This is a genomic window from Fictibacillus sp. BK138, from assembly GCF_004216955.1.
Classification (GTDB): domain Bacteria; phylum Bacillota; class Bacilli; order Bacillales; family Fictibacillaceae; genus Fictibacillus.
In genome coordinates this window covers 1,273,902-1,299,692 of record NZ_SGXL01000001.1, presented here as the reverse complement: position 1 = coordinate 1,299,692, position 25,791 = coordinate 1,273,902, and the positions used below count along the sequence as shown (strand labels likewise).

27 protein-coding genes, 1 pseudogene and 1 other annotated feature are annotated in these 25,791 nt (G+C 39.5%); of the genes and pseudogenes, 4 read left to right on the top strand and 24 right to left on the bottom strand.

The window, feature by feature from the left end:
• Positions 1–6: 6 nt before the first annotated feature.
• Positions 7–2,221, bottom strand: a pseudogene (gene secDF / locus EV282_RS06305) (protein translocase subunit SecDF).
• A gap of 164 nt (positions 2,222–2,385) precedes the next feature.
• Positions 2,386–2,640, bottom strand: coding sequence for a post-transcriptional regulator (locus tag EV282_RS06300; protein ID WP_242611838.1), 255 nt, complete (start codon positions 2,638–2,640; stop codon positions 2,386–2,388).
• Between the two features lie 97 nt (positions 2,641–2,737).
• Between EV282_RS06300 and spoVB the strand changes: the two genes are divergently transcribed.
• Positions 2,738–4,288 carry a stage V sporulation protein B gene (gene spoVB, locus EV282_RS06295; protein ID WP_130294697.1) on the top strand — a complete coding sequence of 517 codons (1,551 nt, stop codon included), beginning with the start codon at positions 2,738–2,740 and terminating at the stop codon, positions 4,286–4,288.
• Positions 4,289–4,379: 91 nt separating this feature from the next.
• On the opposite strand, the gene EV282_RS06290 is transcribed toward spoVB, so the two are convergent.
• Entirely contained in the window at positions 4,380–5,039 is a 660-nt protein-coding gene (locus EV282_RS06290; protein ID WP_130294695.1) for a DUF421 domain-containing protein, read from the bottom strand.
• Positions 5,040–5,221: 182 nt separating this feature from the next.
• Between EV282_RS06290 and EV282_RS06285 the strand changes: the two genes are divergently transcribed.
• Positions 5,222–5,611: a TIGR04086 family membrane protein gene (locus EV282_RS06285; protein ID WP_347400181.1), complete on the top strand. Its 390-nt coding sequence runs from the start codon at positions 5,222–5,224 to the stop codon at positions 5,609–5,611.
• Between the two features lie 31 nt (positions 5,612–5,642).
• On the opposite strand, the gene yajC is transcribed toward EV282_RS06285, so the two are convergent.
• The 12 genes from yajC to nadB all read right to left on the bottom strand — a co-directional run bounded on the left by yajC (position 5,643) and on the right by nadB (position 17,118).
• Complete coding sequence (yajC, locus tag EV282_RS06280) at positions 5,643–5,912, bottom strand: preprotein translocase subunit YajC (protein WP_077359181.1); 270 nt, start codon at positions 5,910–5,912, stop codon at positions 5,643–5,645.
• Positions 5,913–5,936: 24 nt separating this feature from the next.
• On the bottom strand, positions 5,937–7,079 hold the full coding sequence (gene tgt, locus EV282_RS06275; protein WP_130294693.1) for a tRNA guanosine(34) transglycosylase Tgt: 1,143 nt from the start codon (positions 7,077–7,079) through the stop codon (positions 5,937–5,939).
• A gap of 17 nt (positions 7,080–7,096) precedes the next feature.
• Positions 7,097–8,125 carry a tRNA preQ1(34) S-adenosylmethionine ribosyltransferase-isomerase QueA gene (queA, locus tag EV282_RS06270; protein WP_130294692.1) on the bottom strand — a complete coding sequence of 343 codons (1,029 nt, stop codon included), beginning with the start codon at positions 8,123–8,125 and terminating at the stop codon, positions 7,097–7,099.
• Positions 8,126–8,143: 18 nt separating this feature from the next.
• A complete protein-coding gene (locus EV282_RS06265) occupies positions 8,144–8,335 on the bottom strand; it encodes a DUF2905 domain-containing protein (RefSeq protein WP_077359184.1) in 192 nt (63 codons plus the stop codon).
• A complete protein-coding gene (gene ruvB / locus EV282_RS06260) occupies positions 8,332–9,333 on the bottom strand; it encodes a Holliday junction branch migration DNA helicase RuvB (protein ID WP_130294690.1) in 1,002 nt (333 codons plus the stop codon). The genes EV282_RS06265 and ruvB overlap by 4 nt, the downstream gene beginning before the upstream one ends.
• A gap of 14 nt (positions 9,334–9,347) precedes the next feature.
• A complete protein-coding gene (gene ruvA / locus EV282_RS06255; protein WP_130294689.1) occupies positions 9,348–9,941 on the bottom strand; it encodes a Holliday junction branch migration protein RuvA in 594 nt (197 codons plus the stop codon).
• Positions 9,942–10,236: 295 nt separating this feature from the next.
• Positions 10,237–10,824 (bottom strand): YhcN/YlaJ family sporulation lipoprotein, encoded by a 588-nt coding sequence (locus tag EV282_RS06250; protein WP_130294688.1) that lies wholly within the window; start codon positions 10,822–10,824, stop codon positions 10,237–10,239.
• A gap of 72 nt (positions 10,825–10,896) precedes the next feature.
• Positions 10,897–11,829: a phosphotransferase gene (locus EV282_RS06245; protein ID WP_242611903.1), complete on the bottom strand. Its 933-nt coding sequence runs from the start codon at positions 11,827–11,829 to the stop codon at positions 10,897–10,899.
• A gap of 46 nt (positions 11,830–11,875) precedes the next feature.
• Positions 11,876–13,504, bottom strand: a complete 1,629-nt coding sequence (locus EV282_RS06240; RefSeq protein ID WP_165389377.1) for a LysM peptidoglycan-binding domain-containing protein — start codon at positions 13,502–13,504, stop codon at positions 11,876–11,878.
• A gap of 140 nt (positions 13,505–13,644) precedes the next feature.
• On the bottom strand, positions 13,645–14,745 hold the full coding sequence (gene nadA, locus EV282_RS06235) for a quinolinate synthase NadA (RefSeq protein WP_130294683.1): 1,101 nt from the start codon (positions 14,743–14,745) through the stop codon (positions 13,645–13,647).
• On the bottom strand, positions 14,742–15,581 hold the full coding sequence (gene nadC, locus EV282_RS06230) for a carboxylating nicotinate-nucleotide diphosphorylase (RefSeq protein ID WP_130294682.1): 840 nt from the start codon (positions 15,579–15,581) through the stop codon (positions 14,742–14,744). Before nadC ends, nadA begins: the two co-directional genes overlap by 4 nt.
• Entirely contained in the window at positions 15,535–17,118 is a 1,584-nt protein-coding gene (nadB, locus tag EV282_RS06225) for an L-aspartate oxidase (protein WP_130294680.1), read from the bottom strand. The genes nadC and nadB overlap by 47 nt, the downstream gene beginning before the upstream one ends.
• Positions 17,119–17,213: 95 nt before the next feature.
• Here nadB and EV282_RS06220 point away from each other — a divergent pair, with 95 nt between their 5' ends.
• Both EV282_RS06220 and EV282_RS06215 read left to right on the top strand, forming a co-directional pair.
• Positions 17,214–18,359: an IscS subfamily cysteine desulfurase gene (locus EV282_RS06220; RefSeq protein ID WP_130294679.1), complete on the top strand. Its 1,146-nt coding sequence runs from the start codon at positions 17,214–17,216 to the stop codon at positions 18,357–18,359.
• Entirely contained in the window at positions 18,350–18,886 is a 537-nt protein-coding gene (locus EV282_RS06215; RefSeq protein ID WP_207224316.1) for a transcription repressor NadR, read from the top strand. Before EV282_RS06220 ends, EV282_RS06215 begins: the two co-directional genes overlap by 10 nt.
• Before the next feature lie 49 nt (positions 18,887–18,935).
• On the opposite strand, the gene EV282_RS06210 is transcribed toward EV282_RS06215, so the two are convergent.
• The 9 genes from EV282_RS06210 to EV282_RS06170 form a co-directional block, all read right to left on the bottom strand.
• On the bottom strand, positions 18,936–19,382 hold the full coding sequence (locus EV282_RS06210; protein WP_066291335.1) for an ACT domain-containing protein: 447 nt from the start codon (positions 19,380–19,382) through the stop codon (positions 18,936–18,938).
• A 180-nt stretch (positions 19,383–19,562) separates the two neighbouring features.
• Positions 19,563–20,849, bottom strand: coding sequence for a GTPase ObgE (obgE, locus tag EV282_RS06205; RefSeq protein ID WP_130294676.1), 1,287 nt, complete (start codon positions 20,847–20,849; stop codon positions 19,563–19,565).
• A gap of 18 nt (positions 20,850–20,867) precedes the next feature.
• Positions 20,868–21,407, bottom strand: a complete 540-nt coding sequence (locus EV282_RS06200) for a Spo0B domain-containing protein (RefSeq protein WP_130294674.1) — start codon at positions 21,405–21,407, stop codon at positions 20,868–20,870.
• Between the two features lie 159 nt (positions 21,408–21,566).
• Positions 21,567–21,857 carry a 50S ribosomal protein L27 gene (gene rpmA, locus EV282_RS06195; protein ID WP_066291343.1) on the bottom strand — a complete coding sequence of 97 codons (291 nt, stop codon included), beginning with the start codon at positions 21,855–21,857 and terminating at the stop codon, positions 21,567–21,569.
• Complete coding sequence (locus EV282_RS06190; RefSeq protein WP_130294672.1) at positions 21,850–22,203, bottom strand: ribosomal-processing cysteine protease Prp; 354 nt, start codon at positions 22,201–22,203, stop codon at positions 21,850–21,852. Before EV282_RS06190 ends, rpmA begins: the two co-directional genes overlap by 8 nt.
• 5 nt (positions 22,204–22,208) lie before the next feature.
• On the bottom strand, positions 22,209–22,517 hold the full coding sequence (gene rplU, locus EV282_RS06185; RefSeq protein ID WP_066291353.1) for a 50S ribosomal protein L21: 309 nt from the start codon (positions 22,515–22,517) through the stop codon (positions 22,209–22,211).
• Between the two features lie 14 nt (positions 22,518–22,531).
• Positions 22,532–22,604: a sequence feature (ribosomal protein L21 leader region), on the bottom strand.
• Positions 22,605–22,650: 46 nt separating this feature from the next.
• Positions 22,651–24,117 carry an Rne/Rng family ribonuclease gene (locus EV282_RS06180; protein ID WP_130294671.1) on the bottom strand — a complete coding sequence of 489 codons (1,467 nt, stop codon included), beginning with the start codon at positions 24,115–24,117 and terminating at the stop codon, positions 22,651–22,653.
• 41 nt (positions 24,118–24,158) lie between these two features.
• On the bottom strand, positions 24,159–25,010 hold the full coding sequence (locus tag EV282_RS06175) for a site-2 protease family protein (protein WP_130294669.1): 852 nt from the start codon (positions 25,008–25,010) through the stop codon (positions 24,159–24,161).
• The gene (locus EV282_RS06170; protein WP_165389376.1) at positions 25,003–25,728 is read right to left on the bottom strand and encodes a M23 family metallopeptidase; all 726 of its coding nucleotides are present in this window, start codon (positions 25,726–25,728) and stop codon (positions 25,003–25,005) included. Before EV282_RS06170 ends, EV282_RS06175 begins: the two co-directional genes overlap by 8 nt.
• Positions 25,729–25,791 lie beyond the last annotated feature (63 nt).

The following is a 25,791-nucleotide window of genomic DNA, read 5'->3' as shown; positions in this document are numbered from 1 at the left end:
TTTAGTTTAGATTTCTGGTTCTGCTTCTACAGGACGTGACTTTTTACTCTTCATCTGCCTTGACTTAAGTACGTACCAAAGCTGTGATGCGATAAAGATTGAAGAATAAGCACCAAACGCTAATCCGATCAAAAGTGCAATTGAGAAGTTACGGATTGAGTCAGCACCGAATATTAACAACGCTACCGCTGCAATGATAACAGTAAGAACAGTATTTATTGAACGGGTAAGTGTTTCTCGAATACTTCTGTTAACGATTTCAGCTAGTTTTTCTTGTGTTTTAACTTTTTCCAATTTCATGTTCTCACGTATTCGGTCAAACGTTACGATCGTATCATTAATGGAATAACCAACGATTGTTAATACAGCTGCAATAAACGGCAGATCTACCTCAAGGCGGAGGATGCTGAATACCGCGATTATCATGAATGCATCATGAAGCAATGCAATTACAGCTGAAATTGCCATCGACCACTCAAATCTGAAGGCAACATAAATGATGATACCAACTGATGCAATCAACACAGCGATTAGCGCATTTTGAGCAAGTTCACGGCCGACTGTCGGCGTAACAGTACTCACACTTGGTGGTTCTCCGTATTTGTCTTCAAAATGTGTATTCAGCTTTGCAATTTCTTCTTTTGATAGTACACCTTTAAAAGCGACATTGGCTTGATCGTTCTTACCTGCAAGTACTACGGATTCAGGTTCAAGCCCTAATGATTTAAACTCTTCCTCTACTCTTTCGTTTGTAAGTGTCTCATTTGCTTGAATGTTTACACGTGATCCGCTTTCAAAATCAATACCAAGTTTTAGACCAATTGTTAACAATAAGATGATTCCTGCAGCTGTCAGGAGAGCAGAGATAATAAAGTAAAGGTTTCTGTTTTTTACGAAGTCATAATTAAAGCTCACGGATGTCACTCTCCTTTACACCGAACAAACCTGGCTTTTTATCCATTATTCGGGACTGTACCCATAAACCTAGGAATAGTCTTGTTCCAAACACGGCAGTGATAAAACTCGCCAGAACAGATATGATTAATACTAAAGCAAACCCTTTTACTGAACTTGTCCCATAGGCAAATAGTACTGCTGCAGCAAGTATTGTTGTGATATTAGCATCAAATATGGTCGTGAACGAACGGCGGTTACCAGCTTTAAAGGCACTCAAAACTGATTTTCCGCTTTTTAACTCTTCCTTGATTCGCTCATAAGTGATGATGTTTGCATCAACTGCCATCCCTACACCTAAGATGAGAGCAGCGATACCAGGCAACGTTAATACCCCATTCATCAAATAGAATATCGCTAAGATTAAATAGATATAAATGGATAAGGTTAATACTGCAATAATTCCCGGTACACGATAGAAAATCAACATGAACAAGAAGATCGCAGCAATACCGATAAAGCCTGCAAGGATAGTTTCATCCAAGGCTTTTTCACCAAATTTAGCACCCACTGAAGTGGAATAAATCTCATCAAGTTTAACAGGAAGTGCCCCTGCATTTAAAATCTTTGCCAGACTCTGTGCTTCTTCAACTGAGAATTGTCCTGTTATTGTTACATCTTCTTGAGTCAATACTTCATTAACATAAGGAGCAGAAATATATTTTGGCTCTTTTCCAGCCATCTCTTTTTTAACTTCTTCTTTAAATGAGTCCCCTTTTTCATAATCCAGCCAGATAACTAAACGGTTTTCTCCCTGTGCCTGGCGCTTTAGGATCTCTTCAGTTACTTTAGCAAATTTACCAGCATCTTTAAGTTTTAAAGACACGATTGGTTTATTGCTGTTGGGTTCGAATGTTTGCTTTGCACCGTTCCCCTTCAGGTCGGAACCATCAAGGAGTACTTTGTCATCTACATCACGGAATGTTAGTTCAGCTTGTGTGGAAAGTAGTTCACGTGCTTTGTTCTGATCTGATACCCCAGCTAGCTGTACACGGATACGGTTATCTCCTTCGATTTGGATCTCAGGTTCTGATACTCCAAGAACATTGATACGGCTGTTCAATGCTTCGACAGTACTCTTTAGCGTATCTTCTGTAATCTTTTGACCTTTTTTGACTGGTTTTACTTCATACAACACTTCAAACCCGCCTTGAAGGTCAAGTCCAAGCTTTGTACCTTTTACAATCTTTTCTGTTGTTAGCCCTATAAGTGCGGCAAACATAAGAAGCACCACAAAAAAGATAACAATCTTACCTCGTTTTACCACTTCAAGAAACCTCCTTCATGCTGCATCAAAAAACAACACTATGTATAAGTACGAATACTAATCCTTCCCATTATAGCGATTGTTGTTTTTTTCTGTCAATTTGTCCTAGAAATATTCATAAATAAAACACAAAAAAAATAAAAGTGAGGCTGAAAACATCACTTTTATTTCTTAACGTCCGCTGTATAGGACTGGATCGTAAGCCAAGTCATAAAATCATTAAGTGAAAGAGACAGAATGTAATCTACTAATGTATGCAGACGAGGATCTTCTTTCTTTTTCTTTAACCTCGCCAAAACACAATTCCAAATCTCTTCCTCAGTAACACTTTCATACCCCATGTAATGAAATTCTTCTTTTTTACTTTGAACTGCAGGCTGAACTTCATCTTTCCATTCTGTAAAATGTATGTTTTCCACATTCACACTCCCTTTCAAAATGAAACAAGCTGTCATGACGGTTCACTCATCATGCATATAGTTAATTATGAGATTGTCCCAGAAAGGACAGGTTAACATGACTAAACAAACACTCGTACAAGGAACTTTATTGCTTATTTTAGCGGGGCTGATCACACGAATTCTTGGCTTCGTGAATCGCATTGTTATGGCCAGGGTAATGGGACATGAAGGTGTCGGACTATACATGATGGCAGTTCCGACTTTTTTGCTTGCTGTAACTCTAACCCGGCTAGGACTTCCTGTCGCTATATCAAAACTTGTCGCAGAGGCTGATGCAACAGGGGATCGAACAAAGGTTAAGAAAATTTTAATCGTATCTTTAGCGATTACGGGAGTTTTAAGCCTCATCATAACGATAGGTTTGTTTATTGCTGCTCCATTGTTGGCTAAGCATTTTTTTACTGATGATCGCACGTTATGGCCTTTACTTGCAATTGCACCTGTAGTTCCTGTTGTTGCCGTTTCATCCGTTTTACGGGGTTATTTTCAAGGCCTTCAAAATATGCGGCCATCCGCATATTCACAAGTCATTGAACAAGTTGTTAGGATCGCCCTGGTTGCACTCCTTACAGGATTGTTCCTTCCATACGGTGTACATTTCGCTGCAGCCGGAGCCATGATATCTGTCATCATCGGAGAATTGGCATCTTTACTATACATGTTTTCCATGTTCAAAGTTAAAAAGAAGATGCGCATCCGAAAAGGTTTTTTCAAACAATTGAAACAAGGTCATCAAACACTTAGGGATTTGTTGAATATCGCACTTCCTACGACAGGAAGTCAACTGATCGGATCGGTGTCATACTTTTTTGAACCGATCGTTGTTGCTAACAGTTTAGCGATTGCAGGTGTTACAACTGCTGTTGCAACTGCGCAATACGGGGAACTAGCAGGCTATGTAATCCCTTTGTTATTTTTGCCAACGTTCATTACCTATTCGCTTTCCGTTTCTCTAGTCCCTGCTATAAGTGAAGCGAACGCACAAAAAAAATACCATCTCATTGAGCATAGACTTAATCAGGCATTAAAACTGTCAATGCTTTCTGGTGGTATAGCCGTAGTTATCTTATATGTTTTCGCGGTGCCGATCATGGATTTAATGTACAATTCACCAGCATCAGCTTCCTATGTAAAAATCATGACACCATTTTTCTTTTTTCTTTATTTTCAAGGTCCTCTACAAGCTGTTCTTCAGGCACTCGATCTTGCAAGATCCGCTATGATCAACAGCCTGATTGGTGCTTTAGTAAAGCTTGCAGCAATCTTTGCACTTGCTACTCGTCCTGAATTCGGCATTATGGGTGCCGCGCTTGCTATAGTCATCAGCATTGTAGTCGTAACATTGCTTCACTTTGCCACCGTTATTAAAGCCATCAGCTATACGATTGTGATTAAGGATTTTGCATATTCTCTGTTTTCAATCTTTATTACAGGTGCTGGTGCAGTCTATCTATACCGCTTCATGATGCCGAAGTTCCCTCCTGTTCAAGGCCTCGTAATATGCATAACAGCTACTTGCGGAATTTATTTATTCACGCTCATCTTCTTCAGGCTTTTAGGAAAAGATGATCTAAAGCATATACCTATTATTAAAAGATGGATTTAAAACAGCCAATAAAGGCTGTTTTATTTTTTGATTGTTCCCTTCAGGTCATCTCATATACCATCTTCATTGACAAGTTGATGGGAGTGTACAGTTATTTTTTTTCATTCTTTTCGTCCACGTATAAGGATCCATCCTCATTTAACGTACAAAAAGAAATGCTTTTTACATCTTTAAATCCAACTTTTTTTAATTCCTGCCTTAGCCAAAACGCAGTTTTATCTACTTTTTCTAAATTGTCTTCTAAAACTTTTCCGTCCAGCACAAGAGGAAGGATCATTTGCAGAGGACTTCTTTCAGTGTCCTCGTTCTTTTTGATAACTGACAACTTACCAGTTGTTTCTAATACGCCAAATTCGACCTCATTCAGGCTTCTAATATTATTTTCCCTTAACTGTGTTAGCAGGTCATCAAAATTATATCTCTGTTTTCGCATTTCTTGTTCGTCTACTTTTCCTTTTTTAATGATGACTGAAGGCTTACCGTCAACAAGCTCTCTCATCTTTCGGCTTTTTAAGGAGATGATTGCCAAGATAAGCTGTATACCGAGCAAGACAAAGATAGAAACAAGGGAATTTACCATTGGAATTTTTGGGTCTTCAATTGAAATAACGGCTAACTCAGCGATCATGATGGATACGACAAAGTCGATCACTGATAACTTACCGATTTCCCTTTTACCCATCATACGAAAAACCACAACAATTAAAAAATATATAAAAAGCGTTCTGAAGATAATCGTATATAACTCCATAAATTCCCCTCCTTCCATGTTATTTCTTTGTTAGTGTGGCACAGATATCAAAAATCATGATACGAAGGTTTTGCCAAGTATTGAAATTATGGAAAGTAGAGGGAAAATCGATTGCTTGTACTTCTAATTCTATTTAAAGATGAATAAGGTATAAAGAAAGCTTGTGGATAAGGAGGATCAAGATGGGGATGAAACATATGTTTTCTTCAATGGGACGCGGTTTGGCAGCAATTCTTCTTATGATTATGGTTTGCAGTTTAGTTCTTTCACTTTTATTGCGATTTACCGGCCTGACAGAGTCGTCATTAAAATGGGTAACAATTGGATTATCTTTTTTATCTTTATTTATCGGAGGATTTATTTCAGGGAAAAAAGGACAAAGCAAAGGCTGGCTGCTCGGTGGTGGAACAAGTCTTCTGTTTTCATTTCTTGTTTTTCTCATACAGTATTTAGGGTATCAAAGTACATTTAACTCATCGCAATATATGTACCATGCTCTGTTCTTTGTATTAGCGATGATCGGAGGAATAATGGGTGTTAATTTGAGCAGTCATAAACAATCATATAAATAAGACCCGTCGATCGACGGGTCTTATTTTTTCTTTATAATGCAGCTTCTTCTTTCACTTCACGGATAGCATTACGATCAAATGTTAATTTAGCACCATCATTTGAACGAATAACTGCGATCGTATCATCAATACTCTCTAATGTTCCGTGTAAACCGCCAATTGTTACAACTTTGTCGCCTTTTTTCAGGTTAGACTGCATATCTCTAACAGCTTTTTGTCTCTTTTGCTGTGGACGGATTAGCAGGAAATAAAAAATTGCAAACATAAAAATAATCGGCAATAAACTCTTAATTGCATCCATTCTTTCTTCACCCCTTTCTATTAGTTAAAAATTACGGGCATTCGGTTTGTTAAAGCCATACATTTCAAAAAATTCGTTTCTAAAGTCAAGAAGTCTGTCTTCCATAATTGCTTGTCTGACTTGCTTCATTAAGTTTACCAAAAAATAAAGATTATGGTAACTTGTTAATCTAAAACCGAAAGTTTCGTTCGCTTTTACTAGGTGACGGATATAAGCTCTGGAATAAGTACGGCATACGTGACAGTCACAATTTTCATCGATCGGACGGAAATCACGGGCATATTTGGCATTTCGTACGACAAGCCTTCCTTCACTTGTCATACATGTTCCATTTCTCGCAATACGTGTCGGCAATACACAATCAAACATGTCTATTCCTCGAATAGCTCCATCGATTAATGAGTCTGGAGAGCCCACACCCATGAGGTAACGCGGTTTGTTCTCTGGCAAATGCGGCGTTGTGAAATCCAGAACACGATTCATCACTTCTTTTGGTTCTCCAACAGACAAACCTCCGACCGCATATCCAGGAAAATCTAAAGAAACGAGGTCACGAGCGCTTTGCTTTCGAAGTTCTTCATATTCCCCGCCTTGAACGATGCCGAATAATGCTTGATCTTGTGGTCGAGCATGCCCTTTTAAACAACGTTCAGCCCATCTGCTTGTACGTTCTACCGAAGACTTCATATATTCATATTCAGCCGGATAAGGAGGACATTCATCGAAAGCCATCATTATATCAGACCCTAAAGCATTTTGAATTTCCATAGCACCTTCAGGACTCAGGAAAAGCTTCTCACCGCTAAGATGGTTTCTAAAATGAACGCCTTCTTCTTTTATTTCTCTTAGATCACTTAAAGAAAAGACTTGAAAGCCTCCAGAATCAGTAAGGATCGGACGGTCCCAGTTCATAAATTTATGCAGTCCGCCAGCTTCTTTAACGATATCATGACCTGGTCTCAGCCATAAATGATACGTGTTGCTCAAGATGATTTCAGCACCCAGTTCTTTCAGCTCTTCAGGACTCATCGTTTTAACAGTAGCTAACGTGCCTACAGGCATAAAGATCGGAGTTTCAAATGAACCGTGCGGTGTATGTACTTTACCAAGCCTTGCACCGGACTGTTTACATGTTTTTATTAATTCATAAGTTACAGCTGGTTTCATTATAAAGATTATCCCCCTTAAAGTATAAGCATCGCATCACCGAAACTGAAAAAACGATACTTTTCTTCAACGGCTTCTTTGTATGCTTCCATAACAAACTCTTTAGTTGCAAATGCACTTACCAGCATAATTAAAGTCGATTTGGGTAAGTGAAAATTCGTAATCAATCCATCAATAGCTTTAAATTCATACCCTGGATAAATAAATATATCTGTCCATCCAGAATCTTCTTCAAACTTTCCATCAAATTTATTTGCAACAGTCTCTAACGTACGTGTGCTTGTAGTCCCAACCGTAATAATTCTTCCGCCTGATTCACGTACATGATTTAACAGCTCAGCTGTTCCTTTTGTAATTTGGTAAAACTCTGCATGCATGTCGTGTTCAAGAATATCCTCGACACTTACAGGTCTGAACGTTCCAAGACCTACATGCAGCGTAATAAAAGTTACGTGAACACCAGACGCTTTGATTTCTTCTATCATTTCTTCAGTAAAATGCAAACCTGCGGTAGGAGCTGCTGCTGATCCTTGATGAACTGCATACACGGTTTGATAACGATCTTTTTCTTCAAGCTGTTCCTTAATATAAGGAGGGAGCGGCATCTGGCCGAGATCATCTAATAGTTCATAAAAGATTCCCGAATAGATAAATTTAAGATGTCTTCCCCCATGATCGCTCTCACCTACACAAACCGCCTTCAGCTTTCCATCACCAAACGTGATTTCGGTTCCCGTTTTCACTCTTTTTGCTGGCTTAACAAGCGTTTCCCAAGTATCCTGACCTTCTTCTTTTAAGAGCAGAATCTCTACTTTAGCTCCAGTATCCGTCTTTTGGCCAAATAATCTGGCAGGAAGGACTCGTGTATCATTTAATACGAGGCAGTCTCCCTTTTTTAAATGGCTCTTCAAATCGTAAAAATGTTCATGTTCTATACGTCTGTTTTCTTTATCAAGCACCATCAGCCTTGATGAAGTTCTGTTCTCTAGTGGTGTTTGAGCAATCAGTTCCTCTGGCAGATGAAAATCAAAATCATTTACTTTCATTGATATAATTCCTGCTTTCTATTTAAATCGTCCAATAATCATAAAGATAAGGGAAAGTACAACGCTGATGATAATAGAGGTCATTATAGGAAAATAGACTGTCGTGTTTCCTTTTTTCCACACCATGTCTCCTGGGAGTTTCCCAATGAACGTACCTATTAATCCTATAATAATCAGAACAATCCCTGCAATAATAAAAAGCCGGTTCATTCAGTGGACGCCTCCAGTCCAAAATATTGATAGGCCTGTTCAGTTACCATTCTCCCTCTAGGAGTCCGCTGCAAGAAACCAATCTGCAGAAGATATGGTTCATATACATCTTCAATCGTCATGGATTCTTCACCGATCGTTGCAGATATGGTTTCAAGACCTACAGGACCACCTTTGTATGTATGAATGATCCCTAGTAATAATTTATGGTCAATATGATCTAAACCTAAACGGTCAACCTGAAGCAGCTCCAGTGCTTTTTGGCAAATCGGCAGTGAAATCATATCTTTGCCCTCGACTTGGACAAAATCCCGTACTCTTCTTAAAAGTCTATTTGCGATCCTTGGTGTTCCTCTTGATCTTCTAGCGATTTCTTCAGCCGAAAGATCATCCACTTTAATTCCAAACACATCGCCGGTACGTCTCACGATTTCAGAAAGTTCATCTGGCTTATAGTACTCCAGTCTTGCCATCACTCCAAAACGGTCTCTAAGCGGCGCAGACAAAGATCCAGCTCTTGTTGTAGCACCGATAAGTGTAAATGGCGGCAGATCCAAACGCACAGATCTGGCGACTTCACCTTTGCCAATAACAATGTCTAAACAAAAGTCTTCCATCGCAGAATACAATATCTCTTCTATTGCACGTGATAGCCTGTGAATTTCATCAATAAAGAGCACATCGCCCGGTTCAAGAGATGTCAGTATGGCAGCAAGGTCTCCAGGCCGTTCGATTGCAGGACCGCTTGTCGTACGAAGGTTAACTTCCATCTCATTCGCGATAATTGAAGCAAGCGTCGTCTTTCCAAGACCAGGAGGACCATAAAGAAGCACATGGTCCAACGGCTCATTTCTTAGTCTTGCAGCTTTAATAAATACCTTAAGGTTATCCTTAACTGATGATTGACCGATGTATTCATCCAAGGCCTCGGGACGCAGACTTAGTTCCATGACCGCTTCATCCTTGCGTTCTTCTGAAGAAACTATTCTCTCTTCCATCCATCCTCACGTCCTTATGCATTCATTAACTTTTTTAAAGCTGCTTTTACATACTCATTCGCAGACATTTTTTCTTTCTTTAACTCAGGTAAAACTTTTTGTATTTCTTTTCTTCCATATCCTAGAACCGTTAGAGCTTCTATCGCCTCATCGAGTTCGTCACCTGTAGTCTCAACTTCTGCAAAAAGACCTTCCGTTATATCGGCATCAGCGAAAATTGACACTTTCCCTTTCAAATCTAATATCATTTGGCGGGCCGTCTTTTTGCCAACACCCGGAAACTTAGTTAAAAACTTTTCATCTTCATGTTCAATCGCATTTACAACTTGTTCCGGCTGTCCGAATGCAACAATTGCTAAAGCGCCTTTTGGACCAATTCCAGAAACATTTAAAAGTTTTAAAAACAGATCCCGTTCTTTTCTATTAATAAATCCATATAAAGCCAGTACATCTTCTCTGACATAATGATACGTGTAAACACTTCTTTGTTCGTTCATTTTATATATGAATGGGTTCGGACAAATTATTTTATACCCGATACCATTATTATTGATAACAATGTATTCCGCCGTTATGTAATCTACATTTCCTGTAATGCTTTCTATCAATTTTTTCTCCCCTTAACTCATTACCCGAGCGTATGTTTCTATTTCTTATTGTAACATAGCGCACCCCTTAATTCCTTACAAAAAGAGAATTTGAACAGGCGCATATTATCACTTCAGAGAGATTCACCGCTCTAATAATGAATTGGCAAGTTGCAGAAACGGGAAAAATTAAATTTCTAATGCTTCCGCTGCGGTATGCACTAAAAAATCAAACACCACTTATCCTCATCGAACAGCATTTTCATTTCTTTTCAAAAGATAAAAAAAAGAGAACAGCGAACTGTTCTCTTACAATCTAACGATTATTCTCGAAAGGACGTTTTATCGCATTCCCAAGGTTGCTGCCTGCATTTACAATGTCTTTCATGATTCCACGGACATCGGTATCTACTTCCGTGTAGGCACGGCCATCACGCAGATCATTATCGACAGTTTCAATACGGTCAACAATCTTTTGATCTGAAACAACTTTTACATCACGATCTTGTGCCATCTTAGCTGTGGTTTCCCTGACTTTTTTCGTCAGTTCTTCCTTTTTGTTCTCCTTCGTGTCTACTCCTACAATGACGTTGTTATCCTCAAGAATAACGTGAGCATCGTCTACACCACGAATGTCATTTACCTTATTGGCGATACGTTCAGCAAGTGCACCATCATAATCCTCGTGATAGGTTGAGGTATGATCTTTTGTATCTCGATCTGCCATATCGGAAATGAATCCACTGCCTCGGTCAAGGTCACCGCGATTATCACCCTCATTTGAATAATATCCAATTGGGCGAACATCGTTGTCATTCCTGTCCTGAGATTCATTTACACCGTTACAGCCCACAAGTCCTCCAGCGAGTATTGTAAAGGCGAGCGTTTTCGCTATTGTTTTCAATGGAAAAACCTCCTTTCACCTATTAGGGTGGCAAGAGGAGGCTTGAAATAATCTGTTAAATGTAGGATGAAATCAATATATCTTATTTAAGATTCTATCCACGAATTTTTTTCTGTGCGAAAAATCACGTAGCGTAAACTTTTCTACACCTTCAATCATCTCTTGGTCTCCAGATTTCAGTGCACGGTTCCACTCTCTATATAAATCAGTTGGGAAGACCAAGCAAATAACGAACCACTTTTTATTAAACCATTTCAAATAATCCTGATTGCCCATTTCTTCCATTTTCGAATAAGACCAATACCAAAAAGGAAGTATCCGATTGGCATATTGAAGCCAGTCATAAGCTTGCGGCACAGCTGCAAAAAGGTCAAAATCAATAAGATATGCTTCCTTAGACTTTTCTCTATTCAGTACAAAATTGTGAGGCGCAACATCACCATGTGTGATTTCTCTTCTTTTATGTGCTTTTTGTTCAAGGGATTCAACAGCAGAGTGATCAAAATGATCCAAGCACCATTTCCCCCACATAAGAATCTCTGGTATCAAAGGCTGCATCTCTTTACTCCATCTGGCTTTTTTGGCATGATATTTGAATGCATCATATCTTTCACTCCATTTCTTATAGAGTGAATAAGATGAAAGACTGTTATATACATCAGACGGCAGATTTTTTGAAAAGCTGTGAAATCTACTTATAGCATCCATTCCGGCAATAACGTCTTTCTGATTGCCGAAATGAAGACCATCTCCTTTGTAAAATGGCATGATAGCCCAAAAGTATTCCCCAAATTGGATATAACGTTTATTGTTCGGAAACACGGTATACGTCCCCATAATTCTCGGTTTCTGACCTTTATACATTTTCGAGACCTTCAATTGTTTCCTGCATGTTTCTTCACGCCGAAATCCTTTTAAAACATACTTTCCTTCTAATGTTTTTATCCAAATTACATTATCACGAAAAAAGCCAAAATCAACAATGTCGAAACCGACCTCTTTCATCTTTTTTAAAAAAAGACGATCTCCATGGAAACCGTCTCTATTACCCCTATTCATTTTCGTCCAAGTCCTCTGCATCACCTTGTTCAGATTCACGAGATTGAGCTTGAGAATAAGGATTTGGCATATTACCCATACCTTGGCCTTGTGGCATCATTTGGCCGAACTGTGGCATCCCACCGTTTTGAGGAATTCCCATCTGACCTATTTGAGGCATTCCTGGCATCATACCCATCTGACCCATTTGCGGCATTCCTGGCATCGTGCCCATCTGACCCATCTGTGGCATTCCTGGCATCATGCCCATCTGGCCCATCTGTGGCATTCCTGGCATCGTGCCCATCTGACCCATCTGCGGCATTGCTTGCATCGTGCCCATCTGACCCATCTGTGGCATCCCTGGCATCATGCCCATCTGGCCCATCTGCGGCATTCCTGGCATCGTGCCCATCTGACCCATTTGCGGCATTGCTTGCATCGTGCCCATCTGACCCATCTGTGGCATTCCTGGCATCATGCCCATCTGATCCATTTGTGACATCCCTGGCATCATAGCCATTGGCTGCATTCCCATTTGTGACATATCACCGGTTGGCATACCCATTGGCTGCATGCCCATCGGCATACCTTGCTGAGATTGCGGTCCACCTGGGGAATATTCACCAGCTGGCATTAAATCCATATCAGAGTCTGGAAATTCACCAAAAGGCATTCCGCCCTGTTGCATTCCTGTACCTTGCTGCCCGCTCTGAGGGTATCCGCCGCCATATAGCTGCGGCATTCCACTGAACCCTTGCGGAGGCATCATCCCATAGCCTTGCGGAATAGGTGAATAGGTTTGCGGTTTAGGGAACATCGGCGGCATTGAACCATACATATTTTGCATCATTCCTGAAGATTCTTCCATTAAAAATGGATGTTTATTCGGTTGATAGCTGTCTTTCCCGGAAGGATATAAACCATGTTTGCCTGAAACATTCGGTTGATTTGCTATGTTTGGCTGATTTGCTATGTTTGGTTGATTTGCAATATTCGGTTGATTCGCTATGTTGGGTTGATTTGCTATGTTCGGCTGATTAGCCATATTAGGCAAGTTTGCTGCATTAGGATAACCCATCGGAACATAATGACCAAGGTTTGAGGATTCCATCATTCCTGCAAAATCTTTGTCATGCAAAGGCGCCATTGGTGCTTTCATTGGAGCAGTATAGGTATCCTTTTTCATTGGAACATCTTTGTGTTCCATCTTTGGTGATGGTTTCATCGGTGCTGGCTTCATTTCCTTTTTCGCAGGTGCTGGTTTCATCGGCGCCGGCTTCATTGGTGCCGGCTTCATTTCTTTCTTTAGTGGTGCAGGTTTCATCGGCGCTGGCTTCATTGGTGCAGGTTTCATTTCTTTCTTCGGTGGTGCAGGTTTCATTGGTGCCGGCTTTGGTTTTTCCTGAATAGGTGCAACTGGTGCTTCTTGAACAGGAGCCATAGGTTTAGGCTGTTCCTTTATGGGTGCTTCTTTCTTAACTCCCGGCATTTTTATAGGGATCTTAATCTTTTCCCCCCGCTCGATTACATCCGTTCTTGAAAAACCAGGATTTGCTTTTCTTAGTTCATTCACAGGAACATCATATTTTTCAGCTATTTTGTCAAGTGTGTCCCCTTTTTGCACAATGTGAATTCTCACGCTGCAAAACTCCCTCCTGCCAAATTTCCTTACAGTATATGAACATTTGGGCATATTGCTACATCTTATTGAAGTGTCATTAATTATTCCTTTATCACTTTATGCCTGTTAAAAGGAGGATATGACAGGAGGTGAATTCATTACATCATGCGGTTTAAAGCGATTATTGCATATTTTTTTGTTTCCTCATCTACAGAGATAATATTTTGAGGTTTTCCTTCAATGATGTTTTCCAATGACCATAGCAGATGAGCCAAATCAATACGATTCATCGTTAAACACGGACAAAGATTTGGATTTAGCGATACTATTTCCTTATCAGTAAACTGTGCTGCCAGACGATTAACGAGATTCATCTCAGTTCCCACCGCCCATTTTGTTCCAGGGTTTGCATTTTTAATCGTTTCAATAATGTAATGAGTGGAACCATTATAGTCACTTGCCCTTACAACTTCGTGAGTACATTCTGGATGTACAATGATTTGAAAATCTGAATGATTTTGTCTGAATTCTTGGATTTGTTTGACTGTAAACTTTTCATGAACAGAACAATGCCCTTTCCATAAAATCACCTTGATATCTTCCAGATCAGAACCTTCATAGATTAATTTGTTTTGGATGGGATCCCAAACAGCCATGTCTTGAAGTTTAATACCAAGATCAAATGCTGTATTTCGTCCTAAGTGCTGATCTGGTAAGAAGAGAAGTCTTTCTTTTTGTTGAAATGCCCATCTAACCATAGATTTAGCATTTGAAGAAGTAACTGTAGCCCCTCCATTTTTACCGCAAAACGCTTTGATATCAGCTGTTGAATTGACATAAGTTAAGGGAAGAATGGTATCGCCAAATAATTTAGTTAGTTCTATCCATGCTCTTTCTGTTTGATGTATATCAGCCATATCAGCCATTGAACACCCTGCTTTCAAATCAGGAAGGATGACTGTTTGATTGGGATGGCTTAACATATCCGCCGTTTCTGCCATAAAATGAACACCGCAAAAAACAATATAATCAGCTTTACTATTTTGTGCAGAAATTCTGGCCAGTTGCAGTGAATCACCTGTAACATCAGCAAATTGAACCACTTCATCTTTTTGATAGTGATGGGCTGGCAAAAATAATTTATCTCTCAACTGATCCTTTATTTCTTTAATCCTCATCTCCATTTCGGAAGTAGTCATTTTAGAGTAATGATCTGGTATGGCTGCAGCAGTCTTAATAAATGTTTCTAAAATACTCATGCTTTTACGGCTCCTTTAACGTTTAAGCTAATATCAAGCGCTTTGTTTGAGTGTGTGAGAAAACCTAAAGATATATATTGAACGCCTGTTCTGGAGTATGCATCTATCGCATCAAGTTCAATGCCACCAGAAGCTTCTGTTACAATTCCTTGTGGTACATGTTTTAGTCTTTGAATAATTTCTTCAGGTGTACAATTATCAAACATGATGATGTCAGCACCTGCTGATACAGCTTCAATCACCTGCTCTTCTGTTTCTGTTTCCACTTCAATTTTTATTGTGTGGCCTAATTTTTCACGAGCTGTCTCTAATGCTTCTTGGATAGATGAAAATCCTGCAAGATGATTATCCTTAAACATAACCGTGTCATACAATCCAAATCGATGATTATAGCCACCGCCACAGCGCACAGCATATTTTTCAAGCATTCTTAATCCTGGTGTTGTCTTTCGTGTATCACATATGCGTGTTCTTCCATTCGCAAGGGAAACAGCTTGTGCCGTGACAGTTGCAATTCCAGAAAGCCTCTGCAATAGATTTAATAATACTCTCTCACCAGTCAAGATACTTTTTCTTCTGCCCTTGATTCCTGCCAAAATCATTCCGGGTTCGATATAATCACCATCTTTTATATAGAGATTTGTCTGAATACTTGGATCAATTAATTCATATCCAAGAGTCAGAACTTCATATCCAGCAAATATTCCACTCTCTTTTGCTATTATGGAAGCTGTAATCTCTGTTTCATCATGAAAAAGATCTGCTGATAAGTCGCCAGTCCCAATGTCTTCAATTAAGAATTCCTGCAGTTGCTTCTTTAGTAGTAAATGATTCATCACGCAGTACACTCCTTATTATCTTTTTTTGTTCCCACTCTTTTAGTGCGAAGGGAAAGTCTTTTCGATAATGACTCCCTCTGCTTTCCTTTCGTTTTAGACAGCTGGTTACCGTTAACCAAGCCATTGTCTGCATATTTAATCTTTTGATTGCCGCTATAGGCTGTTCAAGAAGAGCAGGATTGAAATTCTCTAACTGCAATTTATATTCAGCTTTTTTCAGACCCTCTTCCTCTCTGCAAATCCCAGCATATTTATCCATTATTTCTTGGATATCGGTTATTTCAAGAAGAGCATCATTTGAAGAGCTGCCTGCAGAATAGGATTCTTGCATGAATGAAAAGGAGAATGGAGGTATCCTTTCATGCTTTACAGAAAGAATATATTGAGCTGTTTGTTTAGCAAATACTGCACCTTCCAGCAAAGAATTGCTCGCAAGTCTGTTCGCTCCATGAACACCTGTGTTTGCACATTCACCAACAGCATACAAACCTCCTAGAGATGTTCTACCAAATAGGTCAGTCTTAATTCCTCCCATCGTAAAATGGGCACCTGGAGTTACAGGGATGAAACCAGCGTCTAGAGATATTCCAGCATTTTCACACAATGCAGTTACTCCCGGAAACTTTTTTTTGAAATTAGAGATCCCTTTTATATCTAAAAATACAGAAGTTCTTTGATAATGAATCTTCTCAAATATTCTTCTGGAAACAATGTCTCTTGGTGCAAGGTCTTTCAATGGGTGTACCTCTTCCATAATAGGAGATCCGTTTGAGTCTACTAGAACTCCACCCTCACCTCTTACAGCTTCAGTAATCAAACCGCTTATTTTTTCACTTTTTAATAATGTAGGATGGAATTGAACAAATTCTAAGTCTGCAAGTTCAGCCCCAGCACGGTAAGCCATACATACTGCACTTCCGTCAGATCCATATGCATTTGATGTTGCAGAAAAGATTCCTGCATAGCCACCTCCGGCTAAAATGGTATGAGTGGATTTGTATAAAGTGATCCTGCCATCATCATCCTTACAATAAACGCCATAACAATTACCGTTTGCAGCCAGCAAATCAACAGCATATTGACCCGTTTCGACTCTCACTTTGCCACTAACACGACCAATTAAGGTCTCCATGATCTTCTTTCCTGTCTGATCACCGCCAGCGTGTACAATTCGATTGCGAAGGTGGCCGCCTTCTTTTCCTAACAAAAATTGTCCCTTACAGTTACGGTCAAACGGAACTCCCCAAGAGGAAAGAGAATCAATAACCTTATTTCCTTCTTTCACAAGAAACTCGGTCATTTCCGGATCGTTATGAAACTGTCCGGCTTGAAGGGTATCCATATAATGTTCTTGCCATTTATCATTCAGGTCAATAACAGCTGAGATTCCGCCTTGTGCTAAATATGAATTTGAATGCTCAATCTCAGACTTTGTGATAACTATCACATTCTTGCTCATACTTAAGTATTCAGCAGCTATTAAACCGGCAATGCCACCTCCGATAATTATTACTTCTGCTTCAACTATGTCCAATCATAAACACCTCGACTTTACATGTGTCTTGACACCTATATTTACATAGAATTAAACTTGTTACAAGAATTTTATTATTTAATGAGGTGAACGCCTTGGTATATCTGGATTATGCAGCTACAACACCTATGTCAGAAAATGCTATTGAAGCATTTATCCATACTTCAAGAAATTACTTTGAAAATACAGAGAGTCTGCACGATGGCGGGATGCACGCGAAAGAGCTATTAGAACATGCTCGAAAAGCTCTTGCAAAAGCGATTGGGAAAGAGTCAAACGGAATTTATTTTACGGGGGGAGGATCCGATGGGAACTTTTTAGCTATCACATCTTTAGCGTTTGGTGCAAAACAAAAAGGAAGACATATCATTACATCTAATGTTGAGCATCCATCTGTTGAGTACGCTCTAGAGTTTTTAAAAGAACAAGGGTTTGTGGTTACTCGGGTTCCTGTAGATCCATCAGGAACGATAAGCATTGATCGTATAAAGAAAAATGTAAGACCTGATACTATATTAGCTACTATACAGCATGTAAATAGTGAAACAGGGATTAAACAAGATCTGAAGTCTATAAGTTATTTTCTTAAAAGAAACAATATCTTGTTTCACAGTGACTGTGTTCAATCTTTTTCAAAAGTAGACAACTTTAATTTCATAAACATAGATTCATTTACTGTTTCAGCACACAAAATTCATGGTCCTAAAGGAACAGGAGCTGTATATATATCACCGTCTATCCACATATCACCACTTCTTGCAGGGGTCACACATGAACGCGGATTTAGGCCTGGAACAGTTGATCTCCCGTCTATCGTTTCTTTTGTGACGGCTGCTGAAGAATCTTTAAACAACCAATCCTCTCATTATGATCATGTAGCAAAAATGCGAAAACTGTTTATTTCACTTATACTAAATAACAAGGATGTTATTTTAGAAGGAAGTAAGGATGGTTCACCATTTATTATTCCATTAAGAGTTAGAGGAATAGAGGGACAAATTGTTATGCAGGAACTCAGCAGAAGAAAGATTGCTGTTTCCACAGGATCTGCCTGCAAGAATGGACAACAATCCCCTTCTAAAACCTTACTTGCTCTTGGACGGACTGATAGTGAGGCACATGGTCTCGTACGAGTTTCGTTGAGTCACCTCACTACTGCAAAAGATATTCACACAATCTACAAAGCGCTAAATGAGATAACGGATCAATTTTTATCAATTAGAGAGGTTGCATTAAAATGAATAAGACAGAAAAATTAAAAGGCGATGATAGAAGAACACAGCTTGTAAGCTGGCTAAAGGAATCTTCAGAACCATTAAGCGGTTCATCACTCGCAGCAAAGACAAATGTCAGCAGACAAGTAATTGTACAAGATATGTCGCTTTTAAAGGCAAGCGGTGAACCCATTATGGCAACTGCTCAAGGTTATATTTATATAAAACCCGATAAAGGAAATTCATTCTCTTGCGTTGTCGCATCTGTTCATTCACCTGAAGAAACAATCGAAGAATTATATACAATTGTAGATCATGGCGTAACGGTTGAAGATGTAACTGTTGATCATCCTGTTTATGGTGATATTAAAGCATCGCTTAAACTTTCAAATCGTAATGATGTAGAGGATTTAATGAAGCGACTAAAGGAAACCAATGCTCCTCTTCTAAGTGAGCTTACAGAAGGGATACACATGCACACCCTATCTGCCGATTCTAAAGAGAAATTAGATAAAGCATGCTCTTCATTGCGCAAAAAGGGTTACTTATTATAAGCGAAAACGAACAAAAACCAGCAGGTTACTATCCGCTGGTTTCTTACAATTAAGCTCCTGTTCCTACTACCTCAACTCTTTCAACCGTTTCCATTCGATTTAATGTTGCTAGTAAGTCTTTAATATCTCCTTGCAGCATATTCGTTTCAATCGTGAGTGTAATATGCGCCCGTCCTTGGAGAGGAATTGTTTGATTGATGGTCAAAACATTGCACCCTTGTGAAGCAACAACCGTAAGAAGACTTGAGAGAGCACCGGATCTGTCTTCAAGATGGAGGGACAGGGTAATAATCTTTTCCTTCACCATCGTGTGGAACGGAAAAATCCCATCACGATATTTATAAAAGGCACTGCGGCTCAAACCTACTTTTTCAGCAGCTTCAGCAACAGTTTTTACTTTACCGCGATCTAACAAAGATTTAGCTTCTAAAGCTTTTTGCATAGATTCTGATAAGACATCTTCTCTTACCATATAGTACTGTTTATCATTTTTCATAAGAATTTCCTCCGGTGTAAATCTTACACTCATTATAATAAATACAAAAGTAAATGTCTATTCCACATGGACATTTAAACAGAAACGCACGCCACGCGGAAAGAAAGCATCCTGGATCAGAACTCAACCCTTCTAGAGAACAACCTAAAAGAAAACAGCCCTGTATAAGGGCTGCTCAATTTAATCAATAAATTCAAATTCATATTTAAGGATTCGTACAACATCACCATGTTCTGCACCACGATCGCGGAGTGCTTGGTCGACACCGAGCGTACGCATTTGACGTGCAAAACGCTTAGTTGCTTCTTCTCTTGAAAAATCTGTCATCTTAAACAATTTCTCAATCTTCGGTCCATTGATAACAAATGTACCAGCAGGATCTCGAGTAATATAGAAACCTGCATCTTCTTTTTCGTGCTTATAGAGAACACGCTGCTGTTCAACCCCATCATCATGGATAAGAGGGAATTCAGGTGTAACTTCAAGAATATCTGCAGTTGTAAATAATACTTCACGAATTCCCTGGCGAGTAATAGCTGAAACAGGGAAAACTTTGACGGAATCTCCTGCTTTTTCCTTAAACGCTTCTAGGTTTTCTTCCGCTCCAGGAATGTCCATCTTATTGGCAATCACAATCTGAGGACGTTCCATCAATCTCATATTGTATTGATTAAGCTCTTCATTGATCTTCACAAAATCCTCATATGGGTCTCGACCTTCCATTCCGGACATATCCACAACGTGAAGAATGACACGTGTTCTTTCAATATGACGCAGGAATTGATGTCCTAGCCCTACACCTTCATGAGCTCCTTCAATTAATCCAGGCAGATCAGCCATAACAAAACTTCTGCCGTCCTCAACTGGTACAACTCCTAAATTTGGTGTGATTGTTGTAAAATGATAAGCCGCAATTTTAGGTTTTGCTGCAGAAACGATAGATAAGAAAGTTGATTTCCCTACGCTCGGGAACCCAACAAGTCCAACGTCAGCTAAAACTTTTAATTCTAATGTTACTTCACGCTCTTCTCCCGGTTCTCCATTTTCGGCAATTTCAGGTGCTGGGTTTGCAGGAGTCGCAAAACGCGTGTTGCCTCGGCCGCCTCGGCCTCCTTTTGCGACAATTGCTTGCTGCTTGTGATGTACCAAGTCAGCAATTGTTTCTCCAGTATTCGCATCGGTTACAACTGTTCCCGGAGGAACCTTTACGATCATATCGTTAGCTTTCTTTCCATGCATGCCTTTAGACATTCCATGTTCGCCACGTGGTGCTTTAAAATGGCGATTATAACGAAAATCCATCAGAGTACGAAGTCCTTCTTCCACTTCAAAGATAACGTTTGCACCTTTTCCCCCATCACCACCGGCAGGGCCTCCGTCCGGGACATATTTTTCGCGGCGGAATGCAACCATCCCGTTACCGCCGTCACCAGCTTTTAAATAAATTTTGACCTGATCGACAAACATTTAATTCTCCTCCTTTCATTAGGAAGTTAACTGAAATTCAAAATAACACTTATTCTCCTGAATATAGCTTTCGATGAGTGCCATGCTTTTATGTGTTGAAAAAATATTGTTCATTTTTTCGAGTGTATTCTCCTGATCGGAGAGATTACCCACAAATGTATAACTAACACGAAGATCTTCAGGTTCAAATGTAACAGTAAGTGAGTATTCCTCATATCCCGAAATCGAATTGTTCAACACATCGCATAACTCATCCGTTGTATGTAACAATTCATCTTCGAACAAACTAAAATCTCCGCTTTCACCTTTAACTTTTCCATACAATTTCACCGGATGCTTCAGCCAATTATAGGTTAGTAAGTACTCTGATAAATTCGGGGTCTTCAGGTTAGAGATTCTGGATTCTTCCCGGGATAATTCAATAACTTCATTCATTATCTCTTTCGCCCGCTCAGTGCGGTCAAGAGACAGATTTGCTTTTATAAGCTGAAGCTGGTTTAGCCAGTCATGCCTGGCATGGCGCAAAAGATCGACAGTCGTCCATTTTTTTGACTTCATCGCACTTTCCAGCCTTTCCTTTTAATATGGCTATACCTTACACCAACAAATTTAGCGCAGTACTCAAACTCTTGTAAATGGTAAAGAAAAACTTGGCTTACTTTGCTATAGTGCAAAGAAAAAACCCTAACCAATCTGGTTAGAGTTTTTATCTCCCTCTTACGCTTCTTGCGCGATTGGGTAAACACTTACCTTTTTGCGGTCACGGCCATAACGCTCGAAACGAACGATTCCGTCAACCTTAGCAAATAGAGTGTCATCTCCGCCTTTACCAACGTTTGTACCAGGATAGATCTTAGTACCGCGTTGACGGTAAAGAATTGAACCACCAGAAACGAATTGTCCATCAGCACGCTTAGCGCCTAAACGCTTAGACTGTGAATCACGACCATTCTTTGTGCTACCTACCCCTTTTTTAGAGGCAAAGTATTGAAGGTTTAATTTAAGCATTCGTTGCACCTCCTTCATGTTCAGTCAATTTTATATACTCACCGTATCCTTCTTCAATCGAAGCAAGAGATACAATCATGCCTTCCAAAAGCAATTGCGTTTTTTGATAGGTCGAATCATCTAGATTATTCGGTACTTTGCACTTTAGAAAACCACCATCTTCATGAGTGGTCACTTCAGGCTCAAAGCCGCAAAGTTTTTCAATAGCATTAATTGTACCGAACGACACAGCTGTTGCGGCTGCACAAACCAAATCTTGGCCATGTGGAGCAAAATCAGCGTGTCCATCCATCGTAAACGAAAGTATGTTTTGATCACTGTTTCTGAAAATAGAAACTGAAATCATGAGAATTACCCGTTAATCTTGTCAATCACAACTTTTGTGTATGGTTGACGGTGTCCTTGCTTACGGCGATAGTTCTTCTTCGCCTTAAACTTGTAGACAACGACTTTCTCGCCACGGCCATGTTTTTCAACTTTTGCCGTAACTGTAGCACCTTCAACTAAAGGAGCTCCTACTTTCAAGCTGTCTCCACCGACCATCAATACATCTTCGAAAGTTACTGTTTCACCAGCTTCAACATCTAGTTTCTCAACATAGATTGCTTGACCTTCTTCAACTCGAACTTGTTTACCACCAGTTTGAATAATTGCGTACATCAACGTGCACCTCCTCTTATACTCAGACTCGCCATCCTAGGTGTATATAAAATACTTAAAACCTAGTCTGTGCGGTTGGAGCGGGTGCTCCAAACACTAACGAAAAAAGTTTACCATGTTTGGGACTGCTGTGTCAATGTGAAAATCGCTTTTTTAAATCATTCACAGTGCCTGTCTGCCTAACAATAATTTCACGATTTATTGACCCTGGAGTGATAAATAACGAACTTCCATACCTTTTCTCAATATAAGAGAGCTTGTCCGGTTGATTTTGAAGCCATTCAGCAAAATATGACGGAACTTCTAGCCAAATTGCTTCATCATCTTGATACTCATATTCCATAGCTATTCTTTCAAGCTCATAATAAAAAGTTTCCGGCCGCAGCTGGTGACTGTCCATAATTTCACTTCTTGGTTTTTCGGTAAGCGTTTCTAATAACGATGGCCGCTCCTTTTTTCTGGTAAGTTCAAAAAGTCCCATTTTTGTAAAGCCGTACAAATTTATTGTTGACGAATCTTCTTTGATTTCTTCTTTTAACACTGAAGAGATCATATCTTTGTCTGAATTTGATTGCATTGTAATAAAGTCAATCACAATCATTCCAGCTAAATTGCGCAACCGCAGCTGCTTCATAATTTCTCTGGCAGCTAAAGCATTTGTCTCTGCTACAGTTTTTGATCGGTCTTTTTTTCCGGTGAATTTCCCAGTGTTCACATCAATAACTGTTAAAGCTTCCGTAGCATTAATAAACAGTGAAGCGCCATTTTTCAGCCAAACATGAGGCAGTAAACTTTTTTGAATTTCTACATCAATACCATACTTTTTAAAAATCGGTTCTTTTTCGGTATAAAGCTTAACTTGAAAAGGCGTAGAATAAGTAGATACGTACTCTTTAATGCGGGAATAAGTATCATGATCATCTACAACGATTTCTTCCACATTTGAATTAAGCCATCTTTCTAAGAAAGTATAATAAAATGGCGGACGGATAATTAAACTTGGCGCTTTTATCCCCTCAGCCATTTTAACGGCTTCTGAAAATTGTTTCTTTAAGCTTTTTAATTCCAGGTTCATTTCTTTTTCAGGAAAGGTATCGCAGCCAGTACGTATAACCATTCCTTCTGTTTCATTTGTTTGTTCTGATCCCCACTTTAATAGGACCGCTCGATCAGATTCTTTTATTTTTTTTGAAACTCCGATATGCGGAGTATACGGGAAATATACGAGGAGGTGTCCTGTAAAAGATAAGAGGGCAGTAAGTTTTGCTCCTTTATTGCCGCTTTCTTCTTTTGCAATCTGAACGAGGACAGATTCTCCTTCTTTAATCAGGCTGGAAATGGATATTTTCTTCTTTTCTTCATTAGATAACATCTGGAATGCAGGCAGGTCATCTCTATGCAGAAATCCGTTTTTTTCCGTTCCGATATCTACAAAGACAGCCTGCATGCCTGGAAGCACTTTTTGGACTCTTCCTTTATAGATACTCCCTGTTGAAGGCTTTTCATCTGGTCTCTGATACCCGCATTCTATAAGTTTTCCGTTTTGAAGCAGCGCCGTTCTTTTTTCAAGACCAGCCGCATTGATTACTACCTGTTGCATATTTATTACCCATCTCCCTGTCCATGGTTCGTTTCTCTATTTTAACGAAAAACCTGGCCAATTGCACATTCAGGAGAATGTTTATGAAAATACGCTTCTAATAGATCTTTTTCTTCTACTGTTATCGGGTTGTGATCTTTGACAACTATGGAGTGTGAAATTCCTTTAATTAAGCGGCTAGCGACTTTGGATATTGGCATTGTTGGGGGAACGATTAGTGTACGAGTTTGTTTTGAGGGATTCTGCTGCAATTTGCTTAATAAAAACCGTATAAACACATAATGGCTTCTTTTCCACTCTAAGTAATGAGCGACTAATAAAAAGGCACAAATCACCCAAAGGTTTAAATGGTTTGGCTGCAGATAAAGCTGCCAAGCTCCCCCAGCAATTAAAAGGGATGCTGACCAGAGGAGGAATTGCCTCTGTGCAAACTTAAATGGCATCCACCTTGTAAATAGCGCAAAAGCGATCTTCCCCCCATCTAATGGCCAGATAGGCAATAAGTTAAATGTGAATAAAGTAAGATTCAAAAGCAGGAACCAAGTAAAATCGTCTGAAGATAAAATGCCCATACTGTTCAGAAGTAAAGCCAATCCTGTCATCCATACATGCTGCAGCGGCCCGAGTACAGCTACCCAAACCTCTTCATGAAAGGGCCGTGTGCCGTGTTCTTCTACAACGGCAGCACCACCAAAAGGAAGCAGATCAATTCTGGATATTCTCCATTTAAAAAGATGGGCACCGGCAAAATGACCCATCTCATGTATCAGTACAACGAAAAACCATACGATTATCTCCCTAAAATGCCCTGTAAAAACAGCTCCGAAAATAACAATCCAAAATGCTGGATTAACCTTTATTTTTCGGATAAATTGTCCCATCAAGTTAATCAATATCAATCACCTTACTTGGATCAATGAAGCTTTTGTCTTTTTTTATTGCGAAATAAAACTTTCCTGTTTTGCCACCCTCATTTTCTGATACTTTCCCTAGCCGTGTTCCGCTCTCCACATAGTTATAAAGTTTAATGGATTTATCGATTTCCTTCAGATCACCATACCAGGATTCTTGTTCATCAGAGTGCTGGATAATAACGGTATATCCGAGATCCTCTTTTTTGCCAGCAAATACGATGTACCCGTCTTTAGCAGTCTCTACAGACTCTTCTTTGCTTCCTGTCTCTATCCATATTCCTTTGCCATTTGAACTGAATGATTCATATACTTTTCCATCAGCGGGAACAGCGTAAACCTCACTTGCTTGTTCTGGTTCACTTTTGATCAATTTATCTTTTGGAAGCAGTGCAAGCGGTTTTCCAAATTGATTTTCATACCAGTCTTTTGCTGCAGCAAAATGGAATTCGTCTTCATACACATGCTTTATGAAATTTTTAGCTTTAGCCGTCTGTTCTCCATTATTTTTAAAGATAATACCTACGATTAAGAATAAAATTATAGAAAACATCACTTGCATGAGTAAGGCATGACGGTTAAATAGAGGGTGATTTTTCTCGGGCTCTTCTCTGTTTATAGACACATTCTTTTCTTTGGATGTTCCATTTTTGGATAGATTCCCATACTTTTTTCGGATTTCATCTGCTCTATTTTTCATAACCGTTCCTCCATTTTTCTCATATATGTCCATCTTATGACTTGTCCGCTGAAGTTATGAGTA